Origin of the sequence: Klebsiella sp. 10-1, assembly GCF_009758445.1 — a bacterium.
GTDB lineage: Bacteria > Pseudomonadota > Gammaproteobacteria > Enterobacterales > Enterobacteriaceae > Klebsiella > Klebsiella scottii.
This window is the reverse complement of the sequence record NZ_WQRE01000006.1, coordinates 25,536-46,002: the sequence shown is the minus strand read 5'-3', so window position 1 is coordinate 46,002 and position 20,467 is coordinate 25,536. Positions and strand designations below refer to the sequence as shown.

General features: G+C 56.4%; 19 protein-coding genes and 3 tRNA genes. 14 read left to right on the top strand and 8 right to left on the bottom strand.

Translation table 11 applies throughout. The annotated features are described in order from the left end of the window. Positions 1-12 precede the first annotated feature (12 nt). A complete protein-coding gene (rnt, locus tag GO007_RS20140; protein WP_095103054.1) occupies positions 13-660 on the top strand; it encodes a ribonuclease T in 648 nt (215 codons plus the stop codon). Positions 661-712: 52 nt separating this feature from the next. On the opposite strand, the gene GO007_RS20135 is transcribed toward rnt, so the two are convergent. Continuing rightward, a complete protein-coding gene (locus GO007_RS20135; protein WP_095103052.1) occupies positions 713-1,060 on the bottom strand; it encodes a Grx4 family monothiol glutaredoxin in 348 nt (115 codons plus the stop codon). A gap of 337 nt (positions 1,061-1,397) precedes the next feature. Here GO007_RS20135 and GO007_RS20130 point away from each other — a divergent pair, with 337 nt between their 5' ends. Beyond that, on the top strand, positions 1,398-2,282 hold the full coding sequence (locus tag GO007_RS20130; protein WP_095103050.1) for a C40 family peptidase: 885 nt from the start codon (positions 1,398-1,400) through the stop codon (positions 2,280-2,282). Positions 2,283-2,401: 119 nt separating this feature from the next. Beyond that, positions 2,402-2,983 carry a superoxide dismutase [Fe] gene (gene sodB, locus GO007_RS20125; RefSeq protein WP_095103048.1) on the top strand — a complete coding sequence of 194 codons (582 nt, stop codon included), beginning with the start codon at positions 2,402-2,404 and terminating at the stop codon, positions 2,981-2,983. 39 nt (positions 2,984-3,022) lie between these two features. On the opposite strand, the gene GO007_RS20120 is transcribed toward sodB, so the two are convergent. Both GO007_RS20120 and cydH read right to left on the bottom strand, forming a co-directional pair. Then, positions 3,023-4,189, bottom strand: a complete 1,167-nt coding sequence (locus GO007_RS20120; RefSeq protein ID WP_095103046.1) for an MFS transporter — start codon at positions 4,187-4,189, stop codon at positions 3,023-3,025. A gap of 163 nt (positions 4,190-4,352) precedes the next feature. Next, positions 4,353-4,442 (bottom strand): cytochrome bd-I oxidase subunit CydH, encoded by a 90-nt coding sequence (cydH, locus tag GO007_RS20115; RefSeq protein WP_004862736.1) that lies wholly within the window; start codon positions 4,440-4,442, stop codon positions 4,353-4,355. A 294-nt stretch (positions 4,443-4,736) separates the two neighbouring features. On the opposite strand from cydH, the gene purR reads away from it, so the two are divergent. Further along, positions 4,737-5,762 (top strand): HTH-type transcriptional repressor PurR, encoded by a 1,026-nt coding sequence (purR, locus tag GO007_RS20110; protein ID WP_095103044.1) that lies wholly within the window; start codon positions 4,737-4,739, stop codon positions 5,760-5,762. Between the two features lie 17 nt (positions 5,763-5,779). Here the strand turns inward: purR and punR are convergent, their stop codons facing one another. Next, positions 5,780-6,691 (bottom strand): DNA-binding transcriptional activator PunR, encoded by a 912-nt coding sequence (punR, locus tag GO007_RS20105; RefSeq protein WP_095103041.1) that lies wholly within the window; start codon positions 6,689-6,691, stop codon positions 5,780-5,782. Between the two features lie 112 nt (positions 6,692-6,803). Between punR and punC the strand changes: the two genes are divergently transcribed. Together punC and cfa are read left to right on the top strand one after the other, a co-directional pair. After that, entirely contained in the window at positions 6,804-7,988 is a 1,185-nt protein-coding gene (gene punC, locus GO007_RS20100; RefSeq protein WP_095103039.1) for a purine nucleoside transporter PunC, read from the top strand. Between the two features lie 298 nt (positions 7,989-8,286). Further along, positions 8,287-9,435 carry a cyclopropane fatty acyl phospholipid synthase gene (cfa, locus tag GO007_RS20095; RefSeq protein WP_095103037.1) on the top strand — a complete coding sequence of 383 codons (1,149 nt, stop codon included), beginning with the start codon at positions 8,287-8,289 and terminating at the stop codon, positions 9,433-9,435. Positions 9,436-9,605: 170 nt separating this feature from the next. Here the strand turns inward: cfa and GO007_RS20090 are convergent, their stop codons facing one another. Next, a complete protein-coding gene (locus tag GO007_RS20090; protein ID WP_095103035.1) occupies positions 9,606-10,241 on the bottom strand; it encodes a riboflavin synthase subunit alpha in 636 nt (211 codons plus the stop codon). 216 nt (positions 10,242-10,457) lie between these two features. On the opposite strand from GO007_RS20090, the gene mdtK reads away from it, so the two are divergent. Then, complete coding sequence (gene mdtK, locus GO007_RS20085) at positions 10,458-11,831, top strand: MdtK family multidrug efflux MATE transporter (RefSeq protein ID WP_095103033.1); 1,374 nt, start codon at positions 10,458-10,460, stop codon at positions 11,829-11,831. 35 nt (positions 11,832-11,866) lie between these two features. On the opposite strand, the gene GO007_RS20080 is transcribed toward mdtK, so the two are convergent. Further along, a complete protein-coding gene (locus GO007_RS20080) occupies positions 11,867-12,775 on the bottom strand; it encodes a LysR family transcriptional regulator (RefSeq protein WP_095103031.1) in 909 nt (302 codons plus the stop codon). 107 nt (positions 12,776-12,882) lie between these two features. Between GO007_RS20080 and GO007_RS20075 the strand changes: the two genes are divergently transcribed. The 6 genes from GO007_RS20075 (at position 12,883) to GO007_RS20055 (ending at position 14,935) form a co-directional block, all read left to right on the top strand. Continuing rightward, positions 12,883-13,512: an NADPH-dependent F420 reductase gene (locus GO007_RS20075; protein ID WP_095103029.1), complete on the top strand. Its 630-nt coding sequence runs from the start codon at positions 12,883-12,885 to the stop codon at positions 13,510-13,512. A 188-nt stretch (positions 13,513-13,700) separates the two neighbouring features. Beyond that, positions 13,701-14,126 carry an acid resistance repetitive basic protein Asr gene (gene asr, locus GO007_RS20070; protein WP_095103027.1) on the top strand — a complete coding sequence of 142 codons (426 nt, stop codon included), beginning with the start codon at positions 13,701-13,703 and terminating at the stop codon, positions 14,124-14,126. A 69-nt stretch (positions 14,127-14,195) separates the two neighbouring features. Beyond that, positions 14,196-14,279 carry a small membrane protein YdgU gene (ydgU, locus tag GO007_RS29735; protein WP_455430947.1) on the top strand — a complete coding sequence of 28 codons (84 nt, stop codon included), beginning with the start codon at positions 14,196-14,198 and terminating at the stop codon, positions 14,277-14,279. 418 nt (positions 14,280-14,697) lie between these two features. Continuing rightward, a tRNA-Val gene (locus GO007_RS20065) sits at positions 14,698-14,774 on the top strand. A gap of 4 nt (positions 14,775-14,778) precedes the next feature. Further along, positions 14,779-14,855 (top strand) — tRNA-Val (locus GO007_RS20060). Between the two features lie 3 nt (positions 14,856-14,858). Beyond that, positions 14,859-14,935: transfer RNA gene (locus GO007_RS20055), tRNA-Val, on the top strand. Between the two features lie 306 nt (positions 14,936-15,241). On the opposite strand, the gene GO007_RS20050 is transcribed toward GO007_RS20055, so the two are convergent. Beyond that, positions 15,242-17,509 carry a TonB-dependent siderophore receptor gene (locus GO007_RS20050; protein ID WP_095103025.1) on the bottom strand — a complete coding sequence of 756 codons (2,268 nt, stop codon included), beginning with the start codon at positions 17,507-17,509 and terminating at the stop codon, positions 15,242-15,244. Between the two features lie 730 nt (positions 17,510-18,239). Here GO007_RS20050 and GO007_RS20045 point away from each other — a divergent pair. Next, a complete protein-coding gene (locus GO007_RS20045; protein WP_095103023.1) occupies positions 18,240-19,850 on the top strand; it encodes an FAD-NAD(P)-binding protein in 1,611 nt (536 codons plus the stop codon). A gap of 43 nt (positions 19,851-19,893) precedes the next feature. On the opposite strand, the gene GO007_RS29210 is transcribed toward GO007_RS20045, so the two are convergent. Beyond that, complete coding sequence (locus GO007_RS29210) at positions 19,894-20,043, bottom strand: hypothetical protein (RefSeq protein WP_223261812.1); 150 nt, start codon at positions 20,041-20,043, stop codon at positions 19,894-19,896. Positions 20,044-20,467 lie beyond the last annotated feature (424 nt).

The following is a 20,467-nucleotide window of genomic DNA, read 5'->3' as shown; positions in this document are numbered from 1 at the left end:
AAAGAGAATCTGATGTCCGAGAACGTTCAACTTAATGGTCTGTGCGACCGTTTTCGCGGTTTTTACCCTGTGGTTATTGATGTCGAAACCGCCGGGTTCAATGCCAAAACCGACGCCCTGCTTGAGATCGCAGCCATTACGCTGAAAATGGATGAGCAGGGCTGGTTGATGCCGGACGAAACGTTGCATTTTCATGTTGAACCTTTCGAGGGTGCGAACCTGCAGCCCGAAGCGCTGGCATTTAACGGCATCAACCCTAACGACCCGGAACGCGGGGCGGTAAGCGAATACGACGCGCTGCACGCGATTTTCAAAATGGTCCGCAAAGGGATGAAGGACAGCGATTGTAATCGCGCCATCATGGTGGCGCATAACGCCACTTTCGATCTCAGTTTTACCATGGCTGCCGCCGAGCGCGCCGGGCTAAAACGCAATCCGTTCCACCCTTTCGTCACCTTTGATACCGCCGCGCTGAGCGGGCTGGCGCTCGGTCAGACCGTGCTGTCTAAAGCCTGCCTTGCCGCCGGTATGGCGTTTGATGGCACCAAGGCGCACTCTGCGCTGTACGATACCGACCAGACCGCCCGGCTGTTCTGCGAGATAGTCAACCGCTGGAAGCGTCTTGGCGGATGGCCGCTACCGCAGCCTGAAGCGGAATAAGAGACAAAAAAAAGCGACTTCACTGGAAGTCGCTTTTTTACTGGCAGCAAAATTATTCTGCTTTCGGCTCGTCGGCCTTGTACTTCGCCGCCGTTTCTTTGATCAGTTGCTGTAGCTCACCGCGCTGATACATTTCAATCACGATGTCGCAACCGCCAACCAGCTCACCATCAACCCACAGCTGCGGGAAGGTCGGCCAGTTTGCATACTTCGGCAGCTCCGCGCGGATGTCCGGATTCTGCAGGATATCTACGTAGGCAAAGCGTTCGCCGCACGCGGACAGCGCCTGCACGGTCTGAGCGGAAAAGCCGCAGCTTGGCAGTTTCGGCGATCCTTTCATGTACAGCAGGATCGGGTTTTCAGCGATTTGACGTTCGATTTTTTCTACAGTAGTACTCATTGTCATGCTTCCTTAACTTCTATACGGCAGTAATTTGTCATTGTAGCGTCCTGAACGCAGGACAGATAATAACATTTTGTTCACTCGTTCTATTTTATCTTCTGTGGACTGAAGTTGCCTTAAAAATATTACTTCATCAGCCAGCGCGCCGTCCTGCCGCGCACTTTCTGTACAAGGCGGTCAATGTCTGGCATATTTTTTTGCAATTGTTAATCAAACGACACTTTAGATACAAAAGAGTATTAACTTTCAGGGTTTTTATGCATTAGAATCGTTGGGTTTTGTCATTCATGGTCAGGTATGTGTACATGTCTGTAATTAATCAGGGGAGTGCTCGGTGGCGCGGCTAAACAAAATCGCGATTTCGCTCTGCGCATTACTGTTTACATCTATCTCATTTACACCACTGGCGCATGCTTCAGGGCATACGCACGCCTCCGCCGCGTCAAAAGCGCATCAGGCAAAGGGCACCACCGAACGCAAGAAAAAAGTCTCCGGTCAGAAAACAAAATCCAGCGCCAAAACCTCCAGCAAGAAAGCATCGACCTCCTCCCGCGCCAAACACCCTACCCGCACCACCGCCTCCAGCCAAACGGCATTAAACCGTCAGGCCGCCGGCGGAACCAAAAAGTGCGTGTTGCGCAAGGGCTATAAAAAGCAGTGCGCGACGTCGGCTAAGTCAAACATCGAACCGACGCGGGCGATGGCCAACGTGCAGCAGAAATGCGTCGTGCGGAAAGGCTACAAAAAGCGCTGTAAGCCGGTGGTTGAAGAGGAAGTGCCGCTGACGCTGGCCGATGCGCATAAGGTGCGGGTGCAAAAAGCGCAGAGCACCGCCATGTCGAAGCTGATGGGCCAAATTGGCAAGCCCTACCGCTGGGGCGGCACCTCGCCGCGCACCGGCTTTGACTGCAGCGGGCTGGTTTATTACGCCTATAAAGACCTGGTGAAAATTCATATCCCGCGGACGGCGAACGAGATGTACCACCTGCGCGATGCTCGCCCCGTAGATCGCGGTGAGCTGCAGAGCGGCGATCTGGTCTTCTTCCGCACCCGCGGCCGCGGCACGGCGGATCACGTCGGCGTGTACGTCGGTAACGGTAAATTTATTCAGTCGCCGCGTACCGGACGCGATATTCAGATTACCTCGTTAAGCGAAGATTACTGGGTTCGCCACTACGTTGGCGCCCGCCGCGTGATGACGCCTAAAACCATCCGCTGACGCCCCCTGCCGCGCCTGCGGCAGGTTAACTCTCTCTTTTGCCACATCTTTTAATTTGCTACTATCTCCCTGTGCATTACATGGTTATTGCACGCATTAATATAATAAGGAGAGTAGCAATGTCGTTCGAATTACCTGCATTACCATATGCGAAAGACGCCCTGGCGCCGCACATTTCCGCTGAAACCCTGGAATACCATTACGGTAAGCATCACCAGGCCTACGTCACTAACCTCAACAACCTGATCAAGGGCACCGCTTTTGAAGGCCACTCTTTAGAAGAGATCGTTCGTTCTTCCGAAGGCGGCGTCTTTAACAACGCGGCCCAGGTCTGGAACCACACCTTCTACTGGAACTGTCTCGCGCCGAATGCCGGCGGTGAGCCGGAAGGCGAACTGGCGGCAGCCATCGCTAAATCCTTCGGCAGCTTTGCTGATTTTAAAGCGCAATTCACCGATGCTGCGGTGAAAAACTTCGGCGCTGGCTGGACGTGGCTGGTCAAAAATTCCGACGGCAGCCTGGCGATTGTCTCCACCAGCAACGCCGGTACGCCGCTCACCGGCAATGCCGCACCGCTGCTGACCGTGGATGTCTGGGAACATGCTTATTACATTGACTACCGTAACGCCCGTCCAAACTATCTGGAGCACTTCTGGGCGCTGGTAAACTGGAAGTTTGTCGCGGCTAATCTGGCGGCATAAAACTCTACCGCAGAAGGGTTTCCCCTTCTGCGGTAATTATTAGCGGCTGGCTAAGGCCTCTTCCGGCCGCGAGCGACCGCTGAACAACACCAGCATCAGCGCCACCCCGGCAATGATAGCGCCCATCACCGGAACAAATGCGTAGCCCAGGCCAGAAGAAATCACCGCCCCGCCAGCCGCCGCGCCGAGCGCATTCCCAAGGTTAAACGCTCCGATATTCACCGAAGAAGATAGCCCCGGCGCTTCGTGAGCCACGCGCATCACGCGCATTTGCAGCGGCGGCACCACGGCAAACGTCGCCGCGCCCCACACCACCATGCTGATGGCCGCGCCAATCTGCGACTGCGCCAGCAGCGGGATCGCCAGCATGATAACCATCAGCAGCAGTAAAAAGCCCTTCAGCGTGCCGGAAACCGAGCGGTCGGCAAATTTTCCGCCAAGATAATTGCCCAGAGAGAAGCCGACGCCAATCAGTACCAGCATCGCGGTGACGAACAGCGGCGAGGCGTGGGTAATGGTATGCAGCACCGGCGAAATATAGGTATAGAGGGTGAACATCGCCCCGGCTCCGAGCACGGTGGTCAGCAGCGCGGAGAGCACCTGCGGCCGCATCAAAACCGACAGCTCCTCCTTCACGTTCGGCCGCTGCCCTGCGCTGCCTTTTGGCAACGAGAACCACAGGCCGATCATCGCCACCAGGCCAAGACCCGCCGTGGCAAGAAAGGACATGCGCCAGCCGATGGTTTCACCCAGCCAGGTCGCCGCCGGGACGCCGCCAATGTTGGCGATGGTCAGCCCCATAAACATAGTTGCCACCGCGCTGGCCTGCTTGTGTTTAGGGACCACGCTCGCGGCCACCACCGAGCCGAGGCCGAAGAAGGCGCCGTGGTTCAGGCTGGTGATAATGCGCGAAAGCAGCAGCGTGGTGTAATCCGGCGCCATTGACGAGAGGACGTTGCCAAGGGTGAAAATAGCCATCAGGAAAATCAGCGCACTGCGGCGCGCGCGATGCGACAGCAGCAGCGTCATCAGCGGTGCTCCGACCATCACGCCGATAGCATAGGCGCTGATCAGCATCCCCGCGGCGGGAATAGACACATCCACGCCTTTAGCGATAACCGGCAGTAATCCCATCGGGGAAAATTCGGTCGTACCGATACCAAACGCCCCAACGGCCAGCGCTAACAGGGGAAAGTTGATTTTCATTCAATGACTCCAGCAAACCGTCCTCAGCGACGGTATCTCATCAGAAGTCAAAAGCATGACATCAATCACAGAAAAACAAAAGTAAACGAAATGGCAAAAGATTTTTGCGAATTTGATAATAATGCGCGGGAACGGGGGGAAAGGAGCCTCTCCCCCGAAAAAATTAGTGCAGTACGGCGGTCAGCCCTGCGGCCACGATCAGACCCAGTACAATAATCGTCGTGGTCAGCGAAAACTTTAAATCTGTATCCATCAATTTTCCCCCTGATTATCCCCACAAGAAAAGTGAGCCTGCTCATTTTTGCACAATATTGCACAAAAATCTTCTGAGATTTAGGGTGATGCACATTTTTACTCTTCCCCTTTGCCGCAAGATCGGACAAAATCCCACGCTAATTTGAAAGCGTATCGGCCATTGACCCCTTCCTGTCGTTCTGTGTCGTTTCCCGACGTGATGCAATGTTGAACATTGTGCTCAGGGTGTGTATAGGCAAACGTTTCCGTATCGATAATCAGACGATCAGGTCAAGGTCTGGAGAGAGAAGTAATGGCAACAATTAAAGATGTAGCGAAGCGCGCAAACGTTTCCACTACAACAGTTTCACATGTAATTAACAAAACCCGCTTTGTGGCTGAAGAGACCCGCAACGCGGTATGGGCTGCCATCAAAGAGCTGCACTACTCTCCGAGTGCGGTGGCGCGCAGCCTGAAGGTTAATCACACCAAATCGATCGGTCTGCTGGCTACCAGCAGCGAAGCGGCCTATTTCGCCGAGATTATCGAGTCCGTTGAGAAGAGCTGCTTCCAGAAGGGCTACACCTTGATTCTGGGCAACGCATGGAACGATCCGGAAAAGCAGCAGGCCTACCTGTCGATGATGGCGCAAAAGCGCGTCGACGGCCTGCTGGTGATGTGTTCCGAATATCCGCAGTCGGTGCTGTCCATGCTGGAAGAGTACCGCAACATCCCGATGGTCGTCATGGACTGGGGTGAGTCCAAGGCTGATTTTACCGATTCGGTGATCGATAACGCCTTTGAAGGCGGCTATATGGCCGGTCGCTACCTCGTTGAGCGCGGCCACCGTGAAATCGGCGTGATTCCGGGCCCGCTGGAGCGCAATACCGGCGCCGGACGCCTGGCCGGTTTTATGAAAGCGATGGAAGAAGCGCAGATTAGCGTCCCGGAAAGCTGGGTTGTTCAGGGCGACTTCGAGCCGGAATCCGGCTACCGCGCCATGCAGCAGATCCTCAGCCAGCCGCATCGCCCGACCGCCATCTTCTGCGGCGGCGATATCATGGCAATGGGAGCCATCTGCGCCGCCGACGAAATGGGCCTGCGCGTCCCGCAGGATATTTCGCTCATTGGCTATGACAACGTGCGCAACGCCCGCTACTTCAGCCCGGCGCTGACCACCATCCATCAGCCGAAGGATTCACTCGGCGAAGCCGCATTCAATATGCTGATGGACCGTATCGTCAATAAGCGCGAAGAGTCGCAGTCTATCGAAGTTCACCCGCGACTGGTCGAGCGTCGCTCGGTGATCGACGGCCCGTTCGTCGACTACCGCCGCTAATCCTGCCGTGGCGCCGGCTATTCCGGCGCCCGCAGCCACTCCCGATTTAACGTTTCGCTGTCGCCAAGATAGTCCAGCAGCCAGGAGAGAGCCGGCGAGATATCGCTCTGCTGCCAGGTCAGGCAGCACGCGGCGTCCGGGAACGGATTTTCCAGCTCCAGCGCCGTCCACTCGCCGCTATCGATCCGCGGGCGGGCGAAGTGCGACGGCACCATGCCGATGCAGAGTCCGGCCGACAGGCAGGTGGCCGAGGCGTCCCAGTCCGGCACCACCACCCTCTTCTGGTTATCCAGCAGCCACGTCGTGCGCTTGGGCAACGAACGCGACGTATCCTCCCTGACCAGCGACGGCCAGTTGCGCAACGTGTCATCGCTCAGCGGGCCGCTCATTTTCGCCAGCGGATGGTGGCTGGCTACCACGCAGTGCCAGCTCAGCATGCCCATATCGCGAAAGGCGTATCGTCCGCCGACCGGAATCGAGCGGGTCGCGCCGATGGCCAGCTCCACGCGGCCGTCGGCCAGCGCATCCCAGACGCCGTTAAACACCTCCTGAAAGACAATCAGCTCGACGTCCGGAAAGTGACGATAAAAATCGACAATCATCTGCCGAATGCGCGCCGGCTTAACGATATCGTCAACCGCGATCGAGAGCTGCCCGCGCCAGCCGTTGGCGATCTGCTGGCACTGACGGCGGGTGATCTGCATTTTTTTGATAACAGAACGTCCTTCCTGTAAAAACCACACGCCGGCTGGTGTGAGCTCAACGTCCCGGTGGCGTCGCTCAAAGAGCGGAACGGCCAGCCATTCTTCGAGCTGACGCACGGTGTAGCTGACCGCCGAGGGTACACGATGCAGCTCCTGAGCCGCCGCGCTGAAGCTGCCGTTGCGCGCAACCGCATCAACCACTTCAAGAGAGTATTCGGACCACATATTCTGCCTGCAAATTTTTTGAACGCATGTAACAAATATTAGCGTTTCACAAGCCAGAATGCACTCCCTACACTCAGCGGCATCTTACCTGCATCAGAAGAAAGAGAACTTTATGCAACAACCTGGGAAAGGATTTTTGGTTTGGCTGGCGGGCCTCAGCGTGCTCGGCTTCCTGGCAACCGATATGTATCTGCCGGCGTTTTCGGCGATCCAACAGGATCTCAACACTTCGGCGGCTTCGGTCAGCGCCAGCCTCAGCGTGTTTCTCGCCGGTTTCGCCATTGGTCAGCTGTTCTGGGGCCCGGTCTCCGATCGCTACGGGCGCAAGCCGGTGCTGCTCAGCGGCCTGGCGATCTTCGCCGTCGGCTGCCTTGGCATGCTGTGGGTGCAGAACGCGACCCTGATGCTGGCGCTGCGATTTGTGCAGGCCATCGGCGTCTGCGCGGCGGCGGTAACCTGGCAGGCGATGGTCACCGACTATTATCCAGCCCAACGTACTAACCGCATCTTCGCCACCATTATGCCGCTGGTAGGTCTATCGCCGGCCCTGGCGCCGCTGCTCGGCAGCTGGCTGCTCGCCCATTTCGACTGGCAGGCTATCTTCGCGACCCTGTTGGTCATCGCCCTGCTGCTGATGCTGCCCGCGTTACGCCTCAAGCCGGTGAGCAAGCCCGAGAGCGGTACGCAGAAAAAACTGACCTTCCTGGCGCTGCTGCGCTCACGCGAATATAGCGGCAACGTGCTGATTTACGCCGCCTGCTCCGCCAGCTTTTTCGCCTGGCTGACCGGCTCGCCGTTTATTCTGCATGACATGGGCTACGGGCCAACCGCAATCGGCCTGAGCTACGTGCCGCAGACTATCGCCTTTTTAATCGGCGGATACGGCTGCCGGGCGGCGCTGCAGAAATGGCAGGGGCAGCAGCTGCTGCCGTGGCTGCTGGTCATTTTTGCTATCAGCGTTGCCGCCACCTGGCTGGTGGGACTGCAGCAGGATGTCTCCATCGTGGCGCTGATGGCACCGTTCTGCGTGATGGCTATCGTTAACGGCGGGATTTACCCGATTGTCGTCGCTCAGGCCCTGCGGCCATTCCCTCAGGCCACGGGTCGCGCCGCCGCGCTGCAGAATACCCTGCAGCTCGGACTGTGCTTCCTGACCAGCCTGCTGGTGTCGACGCTGATTGCCACCCCGCTGCTCACCACAACCAGCGTGATGCTGGCCTCCATCGCGCTGGCCGGGCTGGGGTATGTCATGCAGCTGCGTACAACCCGTCTGAGCACCGAGTCGTCACACGCATAAAAGGGTTTCAGTGATGTTACGGTCCAGTAATTAGCCTGCTAATATCTTTTTATTGAAAGCCTTAAAATAGGGGCCTATACTGGATCCCGTATCACATAAATAGAAAGTTTATCGATATTAACGGGGGCAGGATGCCTCCCGTTTAACCATGGAAGGCCTTTCGGCAAGGGTTATCTCCCTTCCTCTGTTCTACGTCGGATAGCAGCTTCACGGATTTTTCCGTGAGATTTCTCACAATGCCAAAAAAAGCGTCTACGCTGTTTTAAGGTTCTGATCACTTGGGCGTGATGGAGAAGCTATGAGTTCATCGTGTATAGAAGAAGTAAGTGTACCAAATGATGACTGGTACCGAATTACAGCTGAGTTACTCGGTCGTGCGGGTATTGAAATTAATGGCCCCGCTCCCGCCGATCTACGGATAAAAAACCCCCTCTTTTTTAAGCGCGTACTACAGGAAGGGTCTCTGGGGTTAGGTGAAAGCTATATGGACGGCTGGTGGGACTGCGAGCGTCTGGATATTTTCTTCCACAAGGTGCTGCGCGCCGGGCTGGAAAACCAGCTTCCCCGCCATATCAAAGACACGCTGCGTATTGCTGCCGCTCGCCTGTTCAATCTGCAAAGTAAAAAACGTTCCTGGATAGTCGGCAAAGAGCACTACGATCTTGGCAACGATCTTTTTAGTCGGATGCTCGATCCCTATATGCAATATTCCTGTGCTTACTGGAAAGAGGCGCAATCTCTGGAAGAGGCCCAGCAGGCTAAATTAGATCTTATTTGCCGTAAGCTGCAGCTTGAGCCCGGGATGCGGGTGCTGGATATTGGCTGCGGCTGGGGCGGTCTGGCCTATTACATGGCAAAAAATTATCACGTTAGCGTGGTTGGCGTGACCATTTCTGCCGAACAGCAAAAAATGGCCCAGCAGCGGTGTGAAGGATTAGACGTCACTATCCTGCTGCAGGACTATCGCGACTTACATGATAGTTTTGACCGGATAGTTTCCGTCGGTATGTTTGAGCACGTGGGGCCGAAAAACTACGCGACCTATTTCGATGTAGTCGACCGAAATATGAAAGCGGACGGTCGTTTTTTACTGCACACCATCGGTTCAAACAAAACGGACCTGAGCGTCGATCCGTGGATCAATAAATATATCTTCCCTAACGGCTGCCTGCCGTCGGTACGCCATATTGCGCAAGCCAGCGAAACGCATTTCGTTATGGAAGACTGGCACAATATAGGCGCCGATTACGATACCACGCTGATGGCCTGGTACGAGCGGTTCCTCGCCAGCTGGCCGGATATTGCCGATAACTATACCGAGCGTTTCAAGCGCATGTTCAGCTATTATCTGAACGCCTGCGCCGGCGCCTTCCGCGCGCGCGATATTCAGCTGTGGCAGGTGGTGTTTTCTCGCGGCGTTGAGAACGGCCTTCGCGTTGCGCGCTAAGCCTGCATCCACCTATCACGCCTGCCGGTGGCTGCACCGGCAGGCTTTTTTTTGCCCATCCTGTCTTTATTTCCGCGATGCTGCACGTTAGGCGCGGAAAACGCCTGCAGCGGGGCCTGGCACCCCGCTGAATTCGGCAGAAAGATCGCATAGCAGACGACCCGGGACTATTACTCTTCCGTCGCCTTTTGCACGGCCTCTTTCGCCGCCAGCACGCGCTCAACGGTATCGACCACCGCCTGCGTCTGCGGATCAATTTCGATATTCACCCGGTCACCCAGCTTTTTCACGCCCAGGGTGGTGCGCTGCAGCGTTTCCGGGATCAGGTGCACGCAGAAGCGCGTCGGCGTGACTTCGCCAACCGTCAGGCTGATGCCATCAACGCCGATAAAGCCTTTATACAGAATGTACTTCATCAGCGTCGGGTCCTGGACCTTGAACCAGATCTGGCGGTTATTTTCCGAGGTCAGGATCTTAACCACCTCAGCGGTGGTCATAATATGGCCGGACATCAGATGGCCGCCGATTTCGTCACTGAACTTCGCCGCGCGCTCGACGTTCACCACGTCACCCTGACGCACGGCGCCGAGGTTAGTAATACGCAGGGTTTCTTTCATCAGGTCAAAACTGATGCGCGCGCCGTCAATCTCGGTTACCGTCAGACAGCAGCCGTTGTGCGCAACCGACGCGCCGGTTTCAAGTCCGTCGAGCATGTGCTCAGGCAGTTCCACCACGTGGGTACGAAAGTTGGGCTTCTCATCGATGGACACCACTCTAGCGGTCCCCTGCACAATGCCAGTAAACATGCTTTGCTCCTGTAGAAATGCTCACAATATATTAATCGGGAACAATAACAGGTGGTAAATAAGGTTGCCAGCACGCATCGTGCCCTACCATTTTTTCACTGGCTTAATGGCTAATCCTCGCTACAATAGACTGGCTAATCCCTCTGTTTTTTCTTCTCGCTGCCATTTACGGCGGCTTTTTTAGTCTCAAAATAACAACAATATAAAGGTGTACAGGTGCAGAAGTACTTCATTGAAGCGCGTCAGTTGTTGGCACTGGCTATTCCCGTCATCCTTGCGCAGGTGGCCCAGACGTCAATGGGCTTCGTCGATACCGTCATGGCGGGCGGCTATAGCGCCACCGATATGGCGGCAGTTGCTATCGGAACCTCTATCTGGCTGCCGGCGATCCTCTTTGGTCACGGCCTGCTGCTGGCGTTAACCCCGGTCGTCGCTCAGCTCAACGGCTCCGGGCGCCGTGAGCGCATCGCGCACCAGGTGCGCCAGGGTTTTTGGCTGGCGGGGTTCGTCTCCGTGCTGGTGATGGTGGTGCTGTGGAACGCCGGCTATATCATCAGCTCAATGCATAATATTGACCCGTCGCTGGCGGATAAAGCCGTCGGCTACCTGCGCGCGCTGCTGTGGGGGGCTCCAGGCTACCTCTTCTTCCAGGTTGCGCGTAACCAGTGCGAAGGCCTGGCGAAAACCAAGCCGGGGATGGTTATGGGCTTCATCGGCCTGCTGGTGAACATCCCGGTAAACTACATCTTTATCTACGGCCATTTCGGGATGCCGGAACTGGGCGGCGTTGGCTGCGGCGTGGCAACGGCTTCCGTTTACTGGGTGATGTTTTTCAGCATGATCTCCTGGGTTCGCCGGTCGCGCTCAATGCGTGATATTCGGGGCGCCGAGGGGTTCAGCAAGCCGGATTTCGCCGTCCTCAAGCGTCTGGTTCAGCTTGGGCTGCCGATCGCGCTGGCGCTGTTTTTCGAAGTGACCCTGTTTGCGGTGGTTGCGCTGCTGGTGTCTCCGCTGGGCATTGTCGATGTCGCCGGCCATCAGATTGCGCTTAACTTCAGCTCGCTGATGTTCGTTTTACCGCTATCGCTGGCGGCGGCGGTGACTATCCGCGTCGGTTTTCGCCTCGGTCAGGGCTCAACCCTGGATGCGCAAACCTCCGCCAGAACCGGCGTCGGCGTTGGCGTCTGTATGGCCGCGATCACCGCGATTTTCACCATCCTGATGCGTAAACAAATCGCGCTCCTCTATAACGACAACCCGGAAGTGGTGGTGCTGGCTTCCCAGCTGATGCTGCTGGCGGCGATATATCAGATTTCTGACTCCGTCCAGGTCATTGGCAGCGGGATCCTGCGCGGCTATAAAGATACGCGCTCAATCTTCTTTATTACCTTCACCGCCTACTGGGTTCTGGGGCTGCCGAGCGGCTACGTGCTGGCATTAACCGATATGGTCGTTCCGCGTATGGGGCCTGCCGGCTTCTGGTGTGGATTTATTATCGGGTTAACCTCCGCGGCGATCCTGATGATGCTGCGGATGCGCTTCCTCCAGCGTCAGCCGTCGAACGTCATTTTACAGCGCGCTGCGCGCTAGCCTCCTGCGGCGCCCCGTTTGTGGGGCGCCGTTTCTCAGCGATAGCCGGGTCCGCGCGGACCTAGCGCCTTTCTCAGCGCCTCCACAAAGCATTTTATTTTGGTCGTTCGTCGGCGTCCGGCCGGCACCAGCACATGCATCGGCCGCGAAGGGCCGGAAAATCCAGATAAAACCTGCACCAGCCTCCCCTGCTCAACTTCAACTCTCAGCACCTCTTCAGGCCCGAGCGTGATGCCGTGCCCGGCGAGAGCGGCGTTCATCAGCGCTTTCCAGTCGTTCGAGCGGAAGCGTCCGGCGGGTTTCACTTCTACCGTGGTTCCCTCCCTGGTGAACTGCCAGCGGCAGGCGTTCATGGCCGACCAGTGGCCGTAGACCAGGCAGGAGTGTTGCTGCAGATCGGCCGGCGTCTGCGGCTCGCCGCGGCGCAAAATATAGTCAGGAGAGGCGCAGGCAATTAGCCGGTAAGGGAGAAGCGGCCAGGCGACCATCGTGCTGTCGGCCAGATCGCCGATGCGAATAATGACCTCGAACTCCTCTTCTATCGGGTCGACGATACGATCGCTGAGCGTCAGCTCAACCTGAACATCGGGGTAGCGGGCGAGATAGTCGGTGATAAACGTCGATAGCGCATGCGAGCCGAAGGTGACCGGCGCATTGACTCTGATGATGCCTGAGGGGGTCGCTTTCATCTCCAGCGCCAGCGCGTCCGCCTCGGCGACTTCGTCCAGCACCACGCGGCAGCGTTCATAATAGCTGCGGCCGATATCGGTAAGCGTTTGCCGTCGCGTCGTCCGCGCGATGAGTGAGGTGCCGAGATGCGCCTCCAGCGCGGCCACGTGGCGGGCAACCATCTGCGGCGAAAGCTGCAGCTGCTCGGCGACGGCGGCAAATGAGCCGGTTTCCGCCGCCTTGACGAAAACCTTCATACTGGTGAGCTGGTCCATGATTCACTCATTTTAGTTGTTTATCATGCAACCATCTTACGATTTATCTTCTGTGATGAGGGAATTAAATTTATTCACTCAACGAGGCAATTTGTCAGGAGTGAAAGATGAAGATCGGAATAATAGGTGCCGGGTTTGTGGGGCGATCTATCGCGAAACTTGCCCTGCAGGCCGGGCATGAAGTCATGCTCAGCAACTCGCGGGGGCCGCAGACGCTGTTCAGCCTGCGGCCGATGATCGGCTGTCAGGTTGGCAGCGCAGACGAAGCCGCCGAATTTGGCGAGGTGGTGGTGATTGCCGTCCCTCTCAGCGCCGTAAACGCGCTGCCGGTCGCCGGTATTAAAAATAAACAGGTCGTGGATGCGGTCAATTACTACCCTGACCGGGACGGCGAAATCGCCGAGCTCGATAGCGGGCAAACCACCACCAGTGAATTACTGGCGCGTATCCTGCCCGCCGCCAGAATAACCAAAGCCTTTAACGCCATTCCGATGACGCAGCTGGAAAGCGATGGCTTACCCGCAGGGGCGGAAAATCGCCGGGCGCTGCCGCTGGCGGGCGATGACGCAGAGGGGAAAGCCATCGCCGCCGCGCTGTACGAAGCCTTTGGTTTTGATGCCGTTGACGCCGGGCCGCTGTCCGAGGGGTGGCGCTTTGAACGCGGCACACCCGCCTATTGCGTACGCATGACCCGCCAGGAGCTTGTCTCAACGCTTGCCCGAACGCCGCGCGGCTAAGCTATGCTCCACCTCCGCTAACGCTTTCTCGTTAGCGGATAACCTCTTACGCTCTCCCGCCACCTCATCGTACATTCGGTTACCTGCCGATACCAAACACTCACTGAACTCCCGCAATGACCAGCATATAGTTGTTTCAACAGCCCCGCAGTGGGGTTAACTGAAGAAACATTTTCGAGGATATCAGAATGAAAAAAGTATTAGCTCTGGTCGTTGCCGCTGCTATGGGTCTGTCTTCTGCTGCTTTCGCCGCTGACGCGGTAAGCACCACTCAGGCTCCGGCTGCTGCAACTCACAGCACCGTTGCCAGGACCACTCATCACAAAAAACATCACAAAGCCGCCGCTAAACCGGCCGCAGAGCAGAAAGCTCAGGCTGTGAAAAAACACAAAAAAGCTGAAGCTAAACCGGCTGCCGCTCAGAAAGCCCAGGCCGCTAAGAAGCACCACAAAGCCGCCGCTAAACCAGCCGCTGCCCAGAAAGCCCAGGCCGCTAAAAAGCACCACAAAGCCGCTGCTAAACCGGTAGCGCAGAAAGCTCAGGCTGCTAAAAAACATCACAAAACCACCAAACACCATGCTGCGGCTAAACCTGCTGCACAGCCGGCTGCATAATTAATCGGGTTAGTCTGGTTTCGTAGTAAATCGGCGCTGCTTCAGCGCCGATTTTTTTAGGAGAGCACTATGCTGCAACGCTATCGTTTTGAGCTCATTCTGATCCTGTTGATAATCTGCGCACTCTTCACCCTTCGCCTTATATTTAAATAACATTCAACGCCTGCTAAAACCATAAAAAGGCCGCAGCGGCGATCTTGGGAACATCAATACTATAAACGGCCCGCGCAGATGCTTTTAATTAAGTGCGACGCGTCACGTCTAATACCCCAGGCGCAACGTCAATGACTACGAACTGGCCGTATGAAGTACCGGTAGAGGTATCCGGCTTCGCCTGAACGCCCCGCTATTCAATGGACTCCCCTCCGGGCAAGGTAAAGCCCCCCTGACGACCGGTCGATAAAACCTGCCGGGCGGAACGGGACAACAAATATCCTTTATCATCAGTAAAATATAGGCAATATGAGTAAAACTTCCGCAATCGCGTGCGATCTGCAAGAAAAGTGACGTTTGCCTCTTGCCACAACCTCTCCCGATCGCTAATATGCGTCCCCGTTGTCACCACAACATTGCGTTCATAGCTCAGTTGGTTAGAGCACCACCTTGACATGGTGGGGGTCGTTGGTTCGAGTCCAATTGAACGCACCATAAAGCGTTTATAGCTCAGTTGGTTAGAGCACCACCTTGACATGGTGGGGGTCGTTGGTTCGAGTCCAATTAAACGCACCAAATGCGTCCGTAGCTCAGTTGGTTAGAGCACCACCTTGACATGGTGGGGGTCGGTGGTTCGAGTCCACTCGGACGCACCAGATTTTCTTAATCTGGTGCATTTTCCTCGAAAGAAGCCCTTCCTGCAGCCGTTCAGCCTTACGCAACGCCCCCTTATTCCACGGCATTTAAACTCATTTAATCCCTTACGCCTGCTGCCAACCTGATATCCCAGAGCCCCGGATTCTTGATCGGACCTGTGGGCAGCACGGACCGCAAGCGCTTTCAGCGCCAGCAATCCGCCCGGCAAACGCTACGGACAAGTCGTGAAGCTTCCCTCTGCCGTTTTAGCTGGCGGCAAAAAAAAGCCGGAATAGCAAATATTCCGGCCCGCGATGAATGACGCCTTAGAAATGCGTATTCACGCCCACATAGAACGTCCGCCCCGACTCGTTGTAGGTTTCCGCGCCGGCACCATACAGATAAGCCCCGGTTGTCGAGTTCCCCGTCGTCTGCGCATTACCGGCGCGATAGTGGCGAATATCAAAAAGGTTATCCACGCCGCTGGTCAGGCTGAGGTTTTTATTCACGTCCCAGGTCGCGCTCAGCCCAACGATGCTGTATGGACTGACTTCGTTTAGCTCGCTTGCGGACACCGCCTCACCTTTATAGTTAAAGCGCTTCGGCTTCTGGCGGCCATACCAGGTGAAGGTGCTCTGTAAAGAGAGATCGTCACGCACCTGCCAGCTCACGGTCGAGTTCAGCGTGAACTGCGGGATCACCGACAGGCGATCGCCGGTGGTCTTGTTCTTGCTCTGCAGCATCCACGTCAGGTTATTGCTCCAGCTGACCGTTTCGCTCACCGGCAGACTTAGCGAGCCTTCCAGCCCTTCTACCAGCGCCTTCGGCACGTTTTCCCATTGATAAATATTGGTCGTGCCGTTGCTGGCCGTGCCTACCGCCGAGTAGCCGGATTCAATCTTATTGCGGTAGTCGTTGCGGAACCAGGTCAGCCCCGCCTGATAACCCTCGTGCTTATACTCAAGGCCGATCTCTTTGTTGACGCTGGTTTCTGCCTTCAGATCGCTATTACCCATCAGGTAACAGGCGGAACTGCTGGCGTAGCAGCCCTGGCCGTTACTGTACAGAATATAGTTCGGGTTGAGCTGGTAGAGATTCGGCGCTTTATAGGCGCGGGCAATTCCCAGCTTCAGCGTCCAGTCATCTGAGAGCCCCTGGGAGAGGTTCAGCGATGGGCTCCAGTTATTGCCGACAATACTGTGGTGGTCAAAGCGCAGGGCTGGCGTCAGCATGGTGCTATCCGTCAGCGCGATATTGTCTTCGGTAAACAGCGAGAAAATTTCGGCGCTGGAGTACGGACTGCGCCCGGTTGCCGAGATGCCGTCGATGGAGCCATAGGAGAGAGACTGGGTGGTCGACACGCCATCCTTCATCCGCTGTTGGTTCCACTCGGTGCCCAGCGTCAGATTCTGCTCAACCCCGAGGGTAAACGGAATATTCACTTCACTGTGCAACAGCACGTCCGACAGGTCGATATCCGAGAATTCGCTGCTGGAGAAGATGCCCTCCGTTCCGCCCGCCAGCCCTTCGTTCATCCGGGAGTTGCGGGTATGTTCATACTGGGCGTAGCTGTTGCTGGTCACCCCGTTATCCCAGCCGCCGGTCCAGGTCACGCCATAAGTCTGGCGATAGAGGCGGTTGGTCTCCTTGCCGTACATACTTTTTACCAGCGTGCTGGTGTTGGTGTTCTGGGTGTCGCCGGCGTACAGGTTGCCCTGACGGCTGTAGCCGGTTTCGAACTCCAGCGCCTGCATCGGCGCAAACTCCCAGCGCAGCTTGCCGTGGATATCTTTATTCACAACGCCTTCGCGCCCTGCAGGATAGGATCCCGCATAGGTACCGGTTCGTGCCGCTTCATGGCCGGAGTTAATATCCTGGGCATCGGCCTGCGTCTTGCTCAGATTGCCCCATAGATTAAAGCTGACCTCATCCGACAGCGGACCGTTTAGGCTGAAGTTCGTGCGCTTCGTCGAACCCTCTTTACGGTGCTGAGGGGCGTTCATATAGGTATTCCAGGAACCATGCCACTCGCTGCTGGTCGGTTTAGTGACGATATTGACCACGCCCCCCATTGCGCCATTGCCGTAGCGGGCCGCCGCCGGGCCGCGAATAACGTCGATATGATCGATCATTTCCGCCGGTACCCAGCTGGTGTCACCGCGCGTGTCGCGGTCACCGCGCCAGCCGTAGCGCACGGAGTTACGGCTGGTCACCGGTTTACCGTCCACCAGAATCAGCGTGTTCTCAGGCCCCATCCCGCGAATATCGACCTGGCGGTTATTGCCGCGCTGACCGCTGGTGGAGTTGCCCGTCAGGTTGACGCCGGGCTGGGTGCGAATCAGTTCGGAAACGTCGCGTGCGGGTGGATGTTTGCGGATTTCATCGGCAGTGATGGTGGAAACGCCGGGGGCCTGGAGAGTCTGCGCGGCCGCGGTAACGACCATCGTTTCGTCGTGATTCTCCGATGCGGTTGCCGCGGCGGATCTCTTCGTTTCGTCTGGAGTGCTGTCGTCAGCGGCCTGCGCCGGCAACCCCACTCCCCAGATAGCCATATGAATCAGCACGGCCAGCGAGTAGTGTGAATAATGTTTCATGGAATATGCCCTGTTTTCTTTTATTGCCGTCGGGGCACGCCTTCTTCATTCGTCAGATAAACACCGGCAGCGACTTCCAGGCACAGAACATCTTCTCTGGTTTTGGCGAAAGCAAAGCCCCCCGAGGTCATATCGGGATATTAATTAACCATTTGCACCGAAAAAATTCCGCCCTGGAAAAATGAAGAAATAAACGCGCCACGCTATTCTTTGATAGCGTATTCCGATCGGCAGCCAATCGGATTATTGTGCCGCTCTACGTTATTAGAAATGAGATTTATTATCAAGCCGATAATTAAACGGCAGACTGTTATATTTAAATATCACAGTAAAATCAATCAGATACATGATTTATATTTAAATTTTAAACGCATTAAAATAAATGAATTACATCTACATTAAATAAGCACAATTTAATCATAATATCCCCACAATTGTTAAAATCGACACGCCTTTATTATTGCCAGAAAAATGCCGCGCCGGTTATTATTCACGCCCGTTCACTCGATGATATGCAGTGCCTGGTACCGGCTTACCGGGCAAGATGATTTTAAGCCCTCTTTAATGACATGGCGCTCCCCGCAGCTTCAGCCAACCATTCGCTATCAGCAACAGGCACTTTACCGCTGCCCCGCCATCCCTCGTTTATACTTCGGGTAGTGCCCTTAGGGACACCTTCAGCGGCAGCCCGCTAATGGATGGCTGCGCCTAAAACAACGAGCCCATATCAATGAAGAAAATTGCGATTATCGGCGCCGGACCGACGGGGATTTATACTTTTCACGCGCTTTTACAGAGCGCGGTACCGCTTGCCGTCTCCATCTATGAACAGGCCGATCGGGCCGGCGTCGGGATGCCCTATAGCAAGGAAGACACCGCGCGGATGATGCTGGCGAACATTGCCAGCATCGAAATCCCCCCCATTTTCTCGACCTATATTGAGTGGCTGCAGGGGCTGAGCGCTGAGCATCTGGCGCGCTACGGGGTGCGTAAAGAATCCCTGCATGTCCGCCAGTTCCTGCCGCGCCTGCTGCTGGGCGAATATTTCCATGACCAGTTTCAGCAGCTGGTTGCCGCAGCCCGCCAGCGCGGGTTTGCGGTCGCGATCCACGAATCCTGCCAGGTAGAGGATCTGCAGGTCACTCCCGCAGACGTGATGCTTTCCGCCCAGGGTGTGGCAGAACCCGCGCGTTTTGACCTTGCGGTCATCGCCACCGGCCACGTCTGGCCTGATGACGATACCACGCCGCGCGCCCACTTCCCGAGCCCGTGGTCAGGGCTAATGAGCGCGCGTATCGCGCCCTGTCGGGTCGGAGTCATGGGAACGTCGCTCAGCGGTATCGATGCCGTCATGGCGGTGGCCGCGCAGCACGGGGAGTTTGTGGAGGCCGAGGACCAGTCGCTTAGCTTCAGACTGGATCGCGGCAGCGAGGAGCTGAAGATGGTGATGATGTCCCGCTCCGGGATCCTACCTGAAGCAGATTTCTACTGCCCCATCCCCTATGAGCCTTTAGCCATCGCCAGCGACGAAGCTATTCAACAGCAAATCGCCGCCGGACCCGAGGGGCTGCTCGACCGGGTCTTTGCGCTGATGGCGCAGGAAATTGACGCAGCCGACCCGCGGTGGAGCCGGGAGATAGCCCTTCACGCGCTCAACGCCGACAGCTTCCACGATGCCTGGTTCGCCGCGCGCAGGAAATGTGACCCTTTCCGCTGGGCTGAGGAGAATCTCATTGAGGTGGAACGCAACAAGCGTGACAGGCGCACCGTAGCCTGGCGCTACGCGATCCTCAGACTGCACGAAGCGGTCCAGGCCATCGTTCCCCACCTCGACTCCCGGGACAGCAAGCGGTTTAGCGCCGGCCTGGCCCGGGTATTTATCGATAATTACGCGGCGATCCCTTCACAATCCATTCGCCGGCTGCTGGCGCTGCGCGAGGCAGGCGCGATCGACATTCTCCCCCTTGGCCCCGATTACGCCATCGCCATTGAGGATAACCTGACGGAAATTACCGTTGGGCAATCCACGTACGCCTTCGATGTATTTATCGATGCCCGCGGGCAAAAGCCGCTTAAGACTAAAGACCTGCCGTTTCCGACGCTGCGCGGGCAGATCCTCGCCGCCGGAGACGCTATCCCCGAAGTCGGTGAAGACTACACTCTACTTCAGCCGGACATCGTTCGCGGGCGTATTGCGTTTGGCGCACTGCCCTATCTGATGCACGACCGCCCGTTCGTTCAGGGGCTTACGGTGTGCGCGGAGATCGGTGCGGCGATGGCCAAAGCCGCGTCGCAGCCGGCAGCGCGTCCGCGGCGGTGGCTGCCGTTTATCGAGCGCTAGCCGCCATTGACGCGTTTCACCAGCGGGCAGGCGACGCCTGCCCTTAGCGCCGCTCGGGGGCCGGATGCCAGGGATCTTTTTTCCGATCCTCGCTATCATCCCTTTTACGCGGTATTTCCCCCCGCTCACGGGGATCGTCTTTTGCCGGATGCTGGCCGGCTTTATCAGGGTCATTCATGGTAGACAGGGACATATTATTTATCCTCCGTTGCGGGCGGCGGTAATATAAAATGATCCGCAATAGCAAATCATCGCCGTCGAGCGTTAACAGTAAGTGATATAAGGCCGGTGTCAAACCGTCGCGCCGTATTCTCGGCGGTTCAGGACGAAAAGATACCGCGAGAAATAAATTTAAACATCTCACTCCATCCTGCGTAACCCGCTGCTGGATAACAAACAGAGCAGGGCTGAACTCTATTTTCAGCGGTAAAATACGGGAGTTTGTAAAGAACATAAAATTAATACCATGCGGGTTTTTCGGTTAATTTCGCGGGCGCGCGCTGCGCGCAGGGAAATTCCCCCCATCGCGCCAGCAATAAATTTCCGCCCCTGCCGCCGGAACAATCCTAAAAATAACCGCAGTCCGCTCCGACCACATATATAAAACTTGATGGATT